Genomic DNA, 14,184 nt, shown 5'->3' on the forward strand with positions numbered 1-14,184 from the left:
AGGCTGGCCATGAGCCGGAATTCATTCAGCAACCCGATTTTGCAGAACGGGGCCGATCCATGGATTATTAAGCGGGAAGACGGCATTTATTATATGACGGTTACCCTGGGGGACCGCATCGCGCTTTGGCATGGCAAAACCATGACAGAACTGGGAAGCGCTGCTCCAAAAACCATCTGGATGCCTGAGGCGCCGGGGCCTTATTCTCATCACTTATGGGCGCCTGAATTACATTATATCGAAGGCAACTGGTATATCTACTATACGGCGAACGACGGCGGCGGGGGAGACGAGACCAGGAGAGTATGCGTGCTTCAGCTTAAAGGCGACGACCCCCTGAACGACGAGTGGATATTTAAAGGCGCCGTCAATACGGAATATCCGGGCCTGGATGGAACGATATTGCCGCACCGGGGCGAGTTGTATTTCTTTTATTCCGGCTATGGCCATTTTCTGGATTACGGATCGGCCATTTATGCCGCCCGCATGGTTAATCCCTGGACATTGACGGGACCTAACGTGCTTATAACGGCACCGACGGAACCCTGGGAGAAGCAAGGCGGGATGGCCATTAACGAAGGACCGTCGTTTTTGCGGAGAAACGGGCGGATATATCTCGTTTTTTCAGCAAGCGCGACCTGGTCCGACGATTACTGTCTGGGCATGACGATGATATCGGAAGCCGAGGATCTTCTGGATGCCGGGTCATGGATCAAGCTTGGCGGCCCTGTCTTTGCCAAGAACCCGGAAGCGCGGGTTTACGCACCCGGGCACAACAGTTTTACCGTTTCGCCGGATGGTTCGGAAGATTGGCTGGTTTACCATGCCTATTCCTATTCGGAGGCGGAACGGGACCGTTCGGCGGGTAGCCCGCGCAGCACGCGGATTCAAAAAATCGGCTGGAAAGAGAACGGGGAGCCGGATTTGGGCGTTCCGTTGGCAACGGAGACGGCAATACCTTTACCCTCGGGAGAATAATTTATCCGCAGAAGCATGCGGACTATGATCGAATAGGCATATATACTTTAAAAACCGGCACGATAGATGCCGGTTTTTATGTTTTTTTATGTTTTCATAAGCAATACAAGCTATACGAGCAGCAAAATCCCCAATATAATTAATATTATTGCTTTAATACAGCTTTTTGTAGTAAAGTACATTAGAGATTGTTTATGTAAAATTCTTGTAAAATCTGCGGGAGGATTCTTATGTTGGAAGTCGGTATCCACGAAGCTGATAAACTGGTTCAGGTTGCCCATGCCCTATCCACGCGATCCAGGGTCGATATTCTTCGTCTGCTGAATACGCGGAGCATGAATGTTATTGAACTTGCCGAGGCGCTGCAGCTTCCGGTTTCCACGGTCGCCAACAACGTTAAGATACTCGAAGCGGCCAAACTCATCAATACGGAGCTGCTTCCGGCCGTACGCGGGGCGATGAAGGTCTGCAGCCGGAATTATGATGATATATTGATTACGCTAAACTCAAGCGTTCGTTCTACCAAGGACGGAATGAAGTTTTATGAGGTGGAGATGCCGATCGGGCATTATAGCGATTGTGAAGTTCACCCGACATGCGGCATGGCTACCCATGAGGGAATGCTGGTCAGGGAGGACGAACCGGCCAGCTTTTATCACCCGAAGCATGTGGGCGCGCAAATTATCTGGTTCCGCAAAGGGTATGTGGAATATCTGCTCCCTTTGGAGATTCCCCAGAATGCGACGATTCAATCGATCGAGCTTTCTATGGAGATGTGTTCGGAAGCGCCGAATTATGACAATGATTGGCCTTCGGATATTTCGGTGTGGGTCAACGGAGTTGAGATCGGAATGTGGACCAGTCCCGGTGATTTCGGCGACCGGCGGGGCGTGCTGAATCCGACATGGTGGCTGGATTGGACGACGCAATACGGGTTGTTGAAAACTTGGCGTATCGACCATGAACGAACGACGCTGGATATGCAAAAAGTGTCCGAGGTGACAATAAACGATTTGCAATTGAATCAGCGCCCCAGCCTGAGGTTGCGGATCGGAGTCAAGTCGGATGCGGTGCACAAGGGCGGCGTTAACCTTTTCGGCAAACAATTCGGGGATTACGATCAGGATATTGTCATGCGGGTAACTTATACTCAGGAAGAAGCGGAATAAAGAACCATCATTTCTTAGGGGGGTGATGGTTCTTTATTTTTGTAACGATAGGGCTGGGCTGGTCAGAGTTTGTCTGAATATTATAAGTTAAAACTTAGGGTAGTAATATTTATTACAATATATTTGTAACAAACGGTTAATAATATAAAATATTACACAAAAATAGTTTGAAACCGTTGACAATCCGTTGATATAGCATTATATTAGCTTCAAAGGTACAAAAATTATGTAATAAAACAATAATAATGTTTTGTGCCGATCAAAAGTCAAAGGGGAGGTCAATATGAAAAAAAGTTTTGGGATTGTGCTCGCCTTATTGCTCTCATTGTCCTTAGTATTAAGCGGATGCGGCGGCGGCAACAGCGGCAATTCGGGTAAAAACGATGGAACAGGCACTACGAATGAAGGAAGTGCCGATCAAAAAAATGGAAGCGCTTCAGATGCCGGCGGAGAGAAAGTCACCTTATCGTTCTGGACATTGTTCGCAGGCGGGGACGGCGACAATATGCAGGCGATGATCGACGCCTTCAACAAGGAGCATCCGGACATTCAAGTCAAGAATACAAAGCTCGAGTGGGGAGAGTATTACACGAAGCTGATTACCGCAGTCGGTAACGGCAATGGTCCCGACGTCGGAATCTCCCATATTTCCCGTTTGCCCGATCTGATCAACCAGGGAGTTGTCTCGGAGTTGGACGACGTGGCCGAAGAGGCCGGCGTGGACTGGGCAAGCTTTAATCAGAATATTCTGGATGCTTCGATTGTAGACGGAGCGCACTATGCGGTGCCGATCGATACGCATCCGTTCATCATGTATTACAACAAGAAACTGCTGAAGGAAGCGGGCCTGCTCGACGGCGAAGGCAAGCCGATTCTGGAGCAGTCGGCCGACGGGTTCGTCAAATTCCTGACTACACTAAAAGACAAGCTGCCGCAAAAGGTGACACCGTTTGCCCTGTCGAACACGAACGACGATCCGTTCCGCTTGTGGTGGGCGCTTTATTCCCAACTGGGAGGCAATGACGTAGTTTCCGACGATCTGAATTCGGCGCAAATCGATACGGACAAAGCGGTTCAAGCCGCCCAGTATATTCAGGACTTGTACCACAAATATAAAGTGATTAAATTGAACGACCCCGACTTCTACAAAAATTTCCAAAGCGGCACGGCAGCGATCATGATGACCGGAGTTTGGGCGACAGGTACTTGGGAATCGACGAAAGGGCTTGAATTCGGAGCGATGCCGATTCCGAAAGTGTTCGATCAGGAAGCAACCTGGGGCGATGCGCACACCGTTATTCTTCCGGTAACGAAGAAGGAAGATCCGGCGAAGCGGAAGGCGGCGATTACTTTCGCTAACTGGCTGGCCGACAACGGTCAGGTATGGGCGAAGGCGGGGCATATTCCATCCAAGCCGTCCGTTTTTGAAAAACAGGAATTCAAAGATCTCCCGTACCGCAGCGATTATGTTTCCGTAGCTTCCACCGTTAAATTCAGCAAGCCGTCTACGAAGAACTGGCAAATCCGCGACTTGGCCATGTTTAAATACTTGAACGAAGTATGGGCGAACAAAATGAGCCCGGCGGACGGTATTGCCAAAATGTCGGATGAAGTACAGAAGATATTAAACGAATAGCGGATCAAGGCAATGAATTCGGCGGACTTTGCGGCATGGGCCGTAGAGTCTGCCGGTCATATGGGGAGGTACGGCACTTATGAAAATGAACAAATTGAGAGCGGACGTGCAGGCATTCCTGTTCCTGCTCCCCTTCTTGGTCGTTTATTTCCTGTTTACTATCTGGCCGATGATCAAGGGCGTGGAGATGAGCTTCTATAAATGGACGCTTATCAAAAAGATGAAGTATGTTGGGCTTGGCAACTACGAGCGGATGTTTCAAGACCACGATTTTTGGGCATCCATCTGGCATTCCACGATTTTTGTCATCATCACAACGCCGCTTATGATCGTTTTGGCCATTATTCTGGCGCTCATCGCCAACCGTAATTCCAGGCTGCAAAGATTCTACCGCAGCGTGTTTTTTATCCCGAGCATTCTGTCCGTGGCGGTTGCCTCTTTTCTGGGATTGTTCGTGTTTCAGCCTTATACGGGACTTGTCAACTCTTTGCTTCATTTAGTGAAGCTGCTTCCCGAAGGTTCGGAGATCTTTTGGCTGACGGAAACGAATCTGGCCTGGATCGCCATCTCGCTATTAACGTTATGGTGGACGGTCGGCTTTAACTTTATTTTGTACTTATCGGCGATGCAGGACGTGCCGGACGAAGTCTATGAAGCGGCGCGTTTGGACGGGGCGACCGATGCCCAACTGTTTTGGAAGATCACGCTGCCGCTGTTAAGCCCGATTACGAAAACGATCACGATGCTGCAAATCATAGCTTCATTTAAAGTGTTCATGCAGATCTATGTCATGACCGGCGGGGGACCTCTGGATCAGACGCGTCCCGTCATCCAGCTGATTTGGCAAACGGGCTTCCGCAAAAACGATCTGGGGTACGCGTCCACCATGTCCTATATGCTGTTCGCCATTCTTCTAGTGTTGTCCGGGCTGCAATATTGGATCAATAACCGGAAGGGGGCGAACCAGTGATGAAATGGTTTTACCGGATTTTTTCCATGTTTATGGCTTTGTTGTTTGCTTTTCCGCTTGTCTGGATGCTTGTGGTTTCGGTGAAAAAAGAAGGCATGAAAATCACGTCCGTCATGGACTGGTTTACACCGCCTTATTCCTTCGCGGTCTATCATGAAATCATCACCGGCACCAAACTGATCCAGTGGTCCTGGAACAGCTTTCTTATCGCCGTATGCGTGACCCTGTTGACCCTGGTCATCGCTGCGATGGCGGGGTTTGCGATGTCCAAGGTTCCGTTCCGGTATAGGGCGTTTATGTTTTTCTTCATTTTGGCCGGGCTACTTATTCCGGGGGAAGCGATTCTCATTCCGCTGTACCAGGTCGCCAAAGATTTGGGGATTTTGAATTCCTACATGGGTCTGATCTTCCCGGCTCTGGCATCGCCCTTCGCAATCATCGTGTTGAAAAGCTTCTTCGACGGAATTCCGAACGACCTGCTGGAGAGCGTTCAGATCGACGGCGGGGGCATTTGGCGGATTTTCGTAAACATCATGCTTCCGCTCACCCGTCCCGCGCTCGTCTCGATCGCGATTCTGACGTTTATCGGCTCCTGGAACAATTTCCTCTGGCCATTCCTGTCGGTGACCGACGACAACCTGTTCACGCTGCCGATGGGGATTCCTACTTTAATGAATCAGTACACGGAAGATTATGTGAAGCCGATGGTTATCAATACCGTAGCTTCATTGCCGATCATGCTGCTGTTCCTGATTTTCGAGCGTCAGATCATTAAGGGAGTCAGCCTTTCGGGAATTAAAGGATGAGCGAAATGGCACTAAGATATAACTACTGGATAAAGAAGGAGTAGAAACAATGGCTGATCAACTAGTACGCAATGAATATCCCCGGCCGCAATTTGTACGGGAAGCATGGATAAGTTTGAACGGGGAGTGGGATTTCGATTACGACGATAACGGAACGGGCGAGCGGGAAGCATGGTACGAAAATCATGATTTCGCCAGCAAAATCATCGTGCCGTTCTGTTATCAAAGCAAGTTAAGCGGAATAGACGATACGGGATTCCATGATACAGTTTGGTATCGGAAAGTGTTTTCCGTACCTGATACCTATAGAAAAGGCAGGCTGCTGCTTCATTTCGGTGCCGTCGACTATGAGGCGAAGGTCTGGGTGAACGGAAAGCTGGTAGCGCTGCATGAGGGCGGGCATACCCCGTTTCATACCGACATTACGGATGTCCTTACCGAAGGCGATAATACCGTCATAGTGAAAGCGACCGATTATAGCCGGGATGTGACGCTGCCGAGGGGCAAACAGTTCTGGGAAGAAAAATCCGCAGGAATTTTCTATACGCGCACGACCGGCATCTGGCAAAGCGTATGGCTTGAGCCGGTTCCGGAAACGTATATCCGGCGAATCCGCCTGACTCCCGACATCGACGAAAACAATATAGCGTTGGATGTTTTTCTGTCCGGCTATCGCCCGGGCGCGCTGGTCAACGTAAAAGCCACTATTACGTTCAAAGGTGAATTTGTGGCGGAAGATATGTTCTCGCTGAAGCATGAGTCGGCCAGCCGGCACATTCATCTTGAAGATTTCAACGACCATGGGCTGGGACGCTGGTGGACGCCGGAAAAACCGAATTTATACGATCTGGAATTGACCTTGAGCGTGGATGGCGTGGTTGCTGATAATGTAAAAAGCTATTTCGGCATGCGGAAAATATCCATTGAGGACGGGAAGCTGCTGCTGAATAACCGGTCCTATTTCATGAAAATGGTGCTGGACCAGGGTTATTTCCCGGAGGGTATACTGACCGCCCCGAGCGATGACGATCTGCGTAGAGACGTAGAATTGACGAAGGAAATGGGCTTCAACGGCGCGCGCAAGCATCAAAAAATCGAGGATCCCCGCTACTTGTATTGGGCGGATCGCCTGGGCTTGCTGGTTTGGGGCGAAATGGCCAACGCATACCAGTTTTCCGAGCCTTACGTGGCACGGATGACGCAGGAGTGGATTCAGGCCGTGGAGCGGGATTACAATCATCCGTGCATCGTGGCCTGGGTTCCGCTCAATGAGAGCTGGGGCGTGCCCAACATTCTGGTCGACAAGCAGCAACAGCAGCATGCTTTGGCGGTCTACCATATGACCAAATCGCTCGACCCGACGCGTCCCGTCATCTCCAATGACGGCTGGGAGCTGGTCAGCACGGATTTGGTGACCGTCCATGATTATGAATGGCGGCGCGAGGTGCTGACGGAGCGCTATGCAACCAAAGATGCGGCGCTGAGTGCGCAGCCGGGTAACCGTTGGATTCTGGTCCCCGGCTTCCCCTATGCGGGACAGCCGATACTCGTCACGGAATTTGGAGGGATCTCCTTCAAGAAGAATGAGTGGGAAGGATGGGGTTACTCCGGGGCGGAAAATGAGGAGGATTTCGCGGAGCGGTTGAGGAACGTCGTAGAGCCGATGCGGCAATCTCCGGTCATTCAAGGATTCTGTTACACCCAATTCAGCGATGTCGAGCAAGAGATCAACGGCTTGTTGACGTATGACCGGAAGCCGAAGCTTCCGCTGGAGACGATCCGCGCGATCGTGGAGGGAACCCGAAAATAATTTGAAAACGGTAGATGACGTTACCCAACGATTCTGCCGTTTTTTCTTGAGAGGAAGGAGAGAAATGCCATGCGCTTTGGAAAGTGGCTGGGAATCATGATGCTGCTGCTGGTAGCAGGGGCTTGCTCTTCGGTGGAGCCGGAGCCGCTCCGGACATGGAGCAATCCCGTGGCATTGCCGGATGAATGGGAAGAGTACGGGCTGGGAGATCCCTTTATTTTTGCGTTCAACGGCTATTATTACTTGTACGTAAGCACGCGGGATACGGATGCCGGCATCAAAGTGTGGAGCTCGCCGAATTTGGTGGACTGGACTTATCGCGGACTATGCACGGAGGATCCCGTTACAACTGCCGCGTATGCGCCCGAAGTCCGCTACTGGAACGGAAAATTTTACATGTACACTTCTCCGGCCGGGAACGGCCACTATGTGCTGGAAAGCGACTCGCCTGTCGGGCCTTTCCGGGTGGCGACGGACAATTTCGGAAGGACGATCGATGCCTCGACTTTTGTGGACGATGACGGGACCTGGTACTTCTATTACGCCGGAACCGGCGGCATTGATGCCGCCCCGATGGATTCTCCGCTGTCCGTAACGGCTTCGGGCTCGCCTACTGGAGCCTATATGGGCGGCTGGACCGAAGGGCCGACAGTATTCAAAAGAAACGGCTTGTACTACATGACCTATACCGGGAATCATGTCTTCAGCAACGGTTACCGGATCGATGCTGCGGTCAGCGAATCGCCCCTGGGTCCATTCGAGCCGTTTGAAGGGAACCCCGTCCTGATCCGGACGGAAGGGAAAACGGTCGGTCTGGGCCATAATTCGCTCGTCACCGGCCCGGATCTCGATTCCATGTATATGATTTATCATAATCTGGAAGGCCCTGGCGTTGTGGGGCCGCTCCGCCATATGAACATGGACCGGCTCTTCTGGAACGGGGATAGATTCGCTGTGGCCGGACCGACGGATACGCCGCAGCCTGCTCCGGCTTTGCCTGTATTTGCCGACCGGTTTGAGCGGGATATCCTCGGGAAATCGTGGCTTAAGTCCGGGAAAGGCGAATGGTCGGTTGATGCCAAAAAGGGTGCTGGCGTACGGGCGGCGAATGCGGCTGGCATAGCTATGCTAAGAACGAAATCCGAGACGGAGCCGGGGTATACGGCGGAGTTCTACGTTCGCTCGGAGAGCGAAGCGAAGGCGGAGTCGAGGGTCGGGGCTGTGTTCTCGTATCGGGATAAACAAAACTACGGGACGGTATGGCTGATTCCCGAGGCGGGAGTGATGGAGCTGACCGAACGGTCCGGCGGGAGAGAGCGTGTTCTCGGCTCGGCGGCTTTGCCTGCGGACTTCGATTACAGCCAGTGGCATAAAATCCGGATCGAGCATGCTGCCGCCGGGAAAGCCGGGAACACCGGGAATGCCCATATCCGTGTATATATCGATGAAATGCAGAAGTTTGCCGGCCCGGCTTCGACAGGCGGAGGGGCCATTGGGTACGCTGCCGCAGGTCTGGATGGGCGGTTCGGTTATGTCGCATACAGCAATGATGTCAACGGCAGCAGTGACGGTCGTGTTCATCAGCCGCTCCCGGGCCAGGTGCAGGCAGTCCACTTTGAGGAAGGCAAGGAGGGCAAAGCCTATCATGCCGTGAGCAAAGCGAATGCCGATGGGAAGCCCGCTTACCGCCCCGGAACCTTGAGCATGAAGAGCGGGGGGGACGGCGGGTATGTACTGTCCGGGCTCCGGACGGGGGAATGGGCGAACTATTTGATGAACGTAAATGAATCCGGGCAATATTCGATTCACTTCCGGATCCGGCCTTTAACGGAGAGCGTGGCCTTCAGGCTGGTCGATCAGGATGGAGAAGAGATAGCGGCGTTCTCAGCGGCTCGGGAGAAGGCGGGAGAATGGCAGACCATATCGGTTTCGGGAATTGACTTGCCGGCGGGGCGGCAACGTTGGAAGCTCGAGGTTACGGCGGGGACTGTGGACCTCGACTGGTTCCGGGTTGCGCGTTACCAGCCCGTCGAGAAATGGGAGGACAACTTTGACGACGGCAATGATTTTGGCTGGACGCGGTTTGAAGGTATGTGGTCCGTGAAGGACGGGGAATTGCGGGCATCTTCGGTATCACCGGCCAAATCTTTGGCCGGTGAACCCGGCTGGTCCGATTATACGGTGGAGGCCCATCTGCAGAGGATGGAGAACACGGGCCGCGCCGGGATTCTCGTTCGCGCCTCGGAGCCCGCAAATGGGCTGGATCAGAATCAAAACCGGAATGACTTTGTCCGCGGGTATTATATTTATGCCGATGCCGAAGGCTTGCATCTCGACAAAATCAACTATGGAACAACGCGCTTAAAAAGCGTCCCGCTTCCGGCCGAGGCCGCTTCCGTTTCCGGGGACGGCAAGCTTCAACTAAAGGTGTCCGTGCGGGGCGCGATGATAGAGGTTTATGCAGGAAATTCAAACCAACCCGTGTTTTCTTATACCGATCGCAGTGCCACGCCGTTTCTGCAGGGACGGATCGGACTGCAGAGTGCGGATGTCGCAGTCCGCATTGATTGGATCGGAGCGGAACCGTTACATTAAAGGCGGAGAAACTTTGTCGGAACCAGGGAGGATACAAATGAACGAACATGACAGAAGAAGAGGGGCCACCTCATCAGCGAAGTGAATCAAACCGAAGTACCTTACGGAACTTTGGCAATTTGGTTTCTCGGTCAGGATATCCGTCGCCGTTTCTGTAGACGAACGGTATGAGTCGTACCGGTATTTTCCGTACAAATATAAGGTTCGGCTTCGCTATGGCCTGAGTGCGCACGGGCTTTCCCAACAGGTTATGGTGGTGAATGAAGGCAGCGAGAAGATGCCGTGCTTACTGGCCTTCCACACCTCGGTCAACGCCCCGTTCGCGTCCGGGAGCCGGGGGAAGGATTACCGCTTGAAGCTGACGGTGGGAGAGCGCTGGGAGTTGAATGAACGCATGCTGTCTACCGGCAAGTTTCAGCCGTTGACCGACCAGGAGTTGCTGAAGCAAGGCGAAGGCGTCTATCCTTTCTTCGAGAGCATGGACAATCATTACACCGCCGCGGCCCAAAACGGCCGGAACCGGATGGAACTTACCGATCTGGACAGGAAGATTACGCTTGTCTATGATGCGGGGACGTCCTATAAGCAGTGGATGATTTGGAACAATGGGTTTCTAAGGCATTATACGTAAAAGCACATCCGGAACAGTTGGACCGGATGTGCTTTTTTGGCATCGAACTAAAGTTCCCCCATCCTAAAGACCCGCCAAGGAATTCCCTGGCGTCGTGGCGCTTTCAAATGTCAGTTTTTGTCTTTAAAAGGGAATTTCAAGCGTTGATAAATAATTTTGTGTAGTAAAGTTAAGAAGTACATTATACTATAGGATTCAAATAGGGTGATGGTTGCTTATAGATACTCGAAGATTGCCTGAGCTTTAAGGAGGGAACAGTTATGCTAAGAGGAGTGACGAATGCAGGCCTTGGCGCCGTCGGAAGTCCTGTACGCTTAATCGAGCTGGCGTCCGCGGGCGGATTTCAGGCCGTGGATGTCGGGGCCAAGGAATTGATTGACCGGCTCGGAGCAGTTGGTGCAAGAGAGAAGCTGGCTGAGCACGGGGTTGTTATCGGTTCTATCGGATTGCCGGTAGAATGGCGGGCAGGCGAGGAAGAATTTCGCTCCGGCCTGACCGCATTAACGGAAGAGGCAGCGGCGGCGGGAGTTCTTGGATGCACACGCTGCTGCACCTACATTTTGCCGTCGACGGACATGAAACCGGCGCATTTTACGGCGCTTGCTACGCGGCGCCTGCGGATCTGCTCGCAAATTCTCGGGGCTTACGGAATACGGCTCGGACTTGAATTCGTCGGTCCGCATCATTTGCGAACCGCCTGGAAATATCCGTTCATTTGGACGATGGAGGAGACGCTGGATTGGATCGGCGCGATAGGAGAACCGAACGTCGGCTTGCTGCTGGATGCTTATCACTGGTACACGAACAGCGGGACCATCGCGGAGATTGAGTCTTTGGAGGCGTCTCAAATTGTCCATGTGCATTTGAATGATGCTCCTGATGTGCCTGTAGAGGCTGTAATGGATAACGATCGTCTTTACCCTGGGGAAGGCGTGATCGATCTGACTGGGTTTTTGCGCGCATTGCAGCGTATCGGTTATGACGGTATCGTGTCGCAGGAAATCCTTACACCGTCCATGCCAATGGAGAAGCCGGAGCGGTTGATTCAGCGCTCCAAGGCGGGTTTCGACCGCGTATTTGCAACTGCCGGACTCCAATAGATGGAAAATGGGAAGTTGATTTCTTACTTTCAACGGACAGCAAGAAGCATTACACAGTCTGGATTGATAATATTACGCTGGAGCCTTACAGTAATCCTTCAGTTGAAGAATGAGTCAGGGTGAATCCTAGTTAAATGGGAAAAATCTCGATTCAGTAATGTTAAATATTTCATGGCGCCAAATTGTCACGCGCAACGCTTTATGTTACAGTAGAACTATCTTAAGCGAACGGAGGGTTCCTCGTGATTAATATTAAATTCCGTTTTTCCACTTTGCGCGGCTAACTGAATAGTGCTCAAAGGCTCTGCACCTGTGCAGGGCAAACGGGATAGGTATGCTATGACGAAGGGACTCATCTTTTGAAATAGAATATGCCGACTTTGCGGGCGCCGTTTTACGGGAGACGTTTGTTTTCCGTTGTCAAGAGGCGGGCTGCGATGTTTTTCGTTTGAACCGACACAGGGAATCCGCCTGTGTTTTTTTGTTTCTTCCGGTGTCCCCGCCTTGGTTTACGGAGAAGCTAGGTACAGTGAGCACTGAGGTCTCTTTGCGGGGACGATCTTATTTTCCCTAAGGGAGGAATTAATATATGGAACAACTAGAGCAAAAGGCTATACTAGTCGGAGTCAATTTGAATCATCAAGACGATTTCGAATATTCGATGGAGGAATTGGCCAATCTGGCGGAGGCATGCGACATTGAAGTCGTGGCCGTGGTGACGCAAAATTTGCCGAAAATCAACACCTCGCACTATATCGGCACCGGTAAACTGAGTGAAGTAACGGCCTTAATGGAGGCGAACGACGGCAACCTCGTCATCTTTAACGACGAGTTGTCGCCTTCTCAGATCCGCAACCTGGAGGCCGACCTAGAGTGCAAGGTCATCGACCGGACGGTGTTGATTCTGGATATTTTTGACCAGCGGGCCAAGACGAGAGAGGCGCAGCTTCAGGTTGAAGTGGCCCAGCTCAAGTACATGCTGCCTCGGCTCGTGGGGCTGCGCGAATCGCTCGGTCGTCAGAGCGGCGGCGTAGGCACCAAAAACCGCGGCGTGGGGGAAACGAAGCTGGAGCTCGACCGCCGGCGGATTGAAGAGAAGATTACGGCGCTGAGCAGAGAGCTGGATACGCTCGTGGCGCACCGGCAAACCCAGCGCAAACAGCGCAAGAAGAACGATGTGCCCGTCGTCTCGCTCGTCGGCTATACCAATGCCGGGAAATCGACGATCATGAATGCGATGATGGAGATGTTTAATCCCGAGCAGGAGAAGCAAGTTTTTGAAAAGAATATGCTGTTCGCCACGCTGGAAACCTCGGTCCGCAGCATTCCGCTCGAGGATAACAAGACGTTCCTGCTGACGGATACGGTCGGTTTCGTCAGCAAGCTGCCGCATCATTTGATCAAGGCGTTCCGCTCCACGTTGGAAGAAGTGGCGGAAGCGGATTTGCTGATCCATGTGGTCGATTACTCGAACCCGGAATTCGAGCGTTTGATCGAGATTACGAATCGGACGCTGAAGGAGATCGGCATCACCGATATTCCGGTTATTTATGCTTACAATAAATCCGATTTGGCGGAGCGTCCGATTCCCGAGATTCAGGGCGACAAAGTGTTTATGGCCGCCAAACCGCGCATCGGCCTCCAGGAACTGGTGCAGATGATCCGGGAGCGGGTATTCAAAGACTACATCCGCTGCGAAATGCTGATCCCTTATGATCAAGGGGCGGTCGTGTCTTACTTTAATGAGCGCGCCAAAATCTTCGAAACCGGCTATGAAGAGGAAGGCACCCGGCTTTCGATGGAATGCAAGCTTAGCGACTACGGCAAATATAAGCAATACGCTATTGAAAGTGCCGGGGACCAGGAATAGGCGGAAAAGTTGAAAAAACCTGCGATATGCAGGTTTTTTCGTTTGTGTTTAGCCGTGGGCTGCCAATAAGGCCTTTTGCGCCTTATGCGGCGCTATTTTGGCGAATTCGGCTGGTCGGGGGGGATAGCCGACTTTTAGGCAATGACGTTGCATCAAACCTTCCTTGATGCCGCCCATTTGGGGCCAATCCACCGCTTCGGCAAGCAACATGTCGAACTTAGATCGTCGTCTCCCCCTCTAAACCATGCTAACGGTCGCCACAGCCGTTATTTGCCCTGTTTGCGCTGACTCCAAATTCTAACGGCCGCCACGGCCCCTATTCCATATAAGTATGGCTGTTTTGGTCGAAATGATGGTAAATAACGGTCCACACGACCGTTAGAATCCCAATACGTGATTCAATCGCAACATAACGGCTCTCACGGCCGTTAGACTTCCTAACTGCAGAACCTTGTTTAGAGGCAGGTACTTTTTTGCGAAGTTCTTTAAAAGCGATGAAGGCATCAAGCTCCGTTGTAATCATGTGTCAGGGTTAATGCAACGCTAGTGCCTTTTGCGCCGCTATTTTGTCGAATTCGACTCATCGGTAAGGAATAGCGGCCTTTTAAGGCACTATTGT

The 14,184-nt window shown here is 51.9% G+C and carries 12 protein-coding genes; 10 read left to right on the forward strand and 2 right to left on the reverse strand.

The window, feature by feature from the left end; genetic code table 11:
* Positions 1-9 precede the first annotated feature (9 nt).
* The 10 genes from V4U88_RS22425 (at position 10) to hflX (ending at position 13,565) form a co-directional block, all read left to right on the forward strand.
* Positions 10-978: a glycoside hydrolase family 43 protein gene (locus V4U88_RS22425; protein WP_334075474.1), complete on the forward strand. Its 969-nt coding sequence runs from the start codon at positions 10-12 to the stop codon at positions 976-978.
* 230 nt (positions 979-1,208) lie between these two features.
* The gene (locus V4U88_RS22430) at positions 1,209-2,147 is read left to right on the forward strand and encodes an ArsR/SmtB family transcription factor (protein ID WP_334075475.1); all 939 of its coding nucleotides are present in this window, start codon (positions 1,209-1,211) and stop codon (positions 2,145-2,147) included.
* A 283-nt stretch (positions 2,148-2,430) separates the two neighbouring features.
* Positions 2,431-3,783, forward strand: coding sequence for an ABC transporter substrate-binding protein (locus V4U88_RS22435; protein WP_334075476.1), 1,353 nt, complete (start codon positions 2,431-2,433; stop codon positions 3,781-3,783).
* 79 nt (positions 3,784-3,862) lie between these two features.
* A complete protein-coding gene (locus V4U88_RS22440; protein ID WP_334075477.1) occupies positions 3,863-4,753 on the forward strand; it encodes a carbohydrate ABC transporter permease in 891 nt (296 codons plus the stop codon).
* On the forward strand, positions 4,753-5,559 hold the full coding sequence (locus V4U88_RS22445) for a carbohydrate ABC transporter permease (protein WP_334075509.1): 807 nt from the start codon (positions 4,753-4,755) through the stop codon (positions 5,557-5,559). The genes V4U88_RS22440 and V4U88_RS22445 overlap by 1 nt, the downstream gene beginning before the upstream one ends.
* 49 nt (positions 5,560-5,608) lie before the next feature.
* Positions 5,609-7,369 (forward strand): glycoside hydrolase family 2 protein, encoded by a 1,761-nt coding sequence (locus V4U88_RS22450; RefSeq protein ID WP_334075478.1) that lies wholly within the window; start codon positions 5,609-5,611, stop codon positions 7,367-7,369.
* Between the two features lie 69 nt (positions 7,370-7,438).
* Entirely contained in the window at positions 7,439-9,964 is a 2,526-nt protein-coding gene (locus tag V4U88_RS22455; RefSeq protein ID WP_334075479.1) for a family 43 glycosylhydrolase, read from the forward strand.
* A gap of 136 nt (positions 9,965-10,100) precedes the next feature.
* The gene (locus tag V4U88_RS22460; RefSeq protein WP_442951908.1) at positions 10,101-10,595 is read left to right on the forward strand and encodes an aldose epimerase family protein; all 495 of its coding nucleotides are present in this window, start codon (positions 10,101-10,103) and stop codon (positions 10,593-10,595) included.
* Between the two features lie 260 nt (positions 10,596-10,855).
* Entirely contained in the window at positions 10,856-11,695 is an 840-nt protein-coding gene (locus V4U88_RS22465) for a sugar phosphate isomerase/epimerase family protein (RefSeq protein WP_334075480.1), read from the forward strand.
* 589 nt (positions 11,696-12,284) lie between these two features.
* Positions 12,285-13,565 carry a GTPase HflX gene (hflX, locus tag V4U88_RS22470; RefSeq protein ID WP_334075481.1) on the forward strand — a complete coding sequence of 427 codons (1,281 nt, stop codon included), beginning with the start codon at positions 12,285-12,287 and terminating at the stop codon, positions 13,563-13,565.
* A gap of 48 nt (positions 13,566-13,613) precedes the next feature.
* Here the strand turns inward: hflX and V4U88_RS22475 are convergent, their stop codons facing one another.
* Both V4U88_RS22475 and V4U88_RS22480 read right to left on the reverse strand, forming a co-directional pair.
* The gene (locus tag V4U88_RS22475) at positions 13,614-13,775 is read right to left on the reverse strand and encodes a hypothetical protein (protein WP_334075482.1); all 162 of its coding nucleotides are present in this window, start codon (positions 13,773-13,775) and stop codon (positions 13,614-13,616) included.
* A 106-nt stretch (positions 13,776-13,881) separates the two neighbouring features.
* Positions 13,882-14,088, reverse strand: a complete 207-nt coding sequence (locus V4U88_RS22480) for a hypothetical protein (protein ID WP_334075483.1) — start codon at positions 14,086-14,088, stop codon at positions 13,882-13,884.
* Positions 14,089-14,184: the final 96 nt, after the last annotated feature.

It is taken from the genome of Paenibacillus sp. A14 (assembly GCF_036864815.1).
In the GTDB taxonomy this organism is placed as follows: domain Bacteria; phylum Bacillota; class Bacilli; order Paenibacillales; family Paenibacillaceae; genus Fontibacillus; species Fontibacillus sanfengchensis.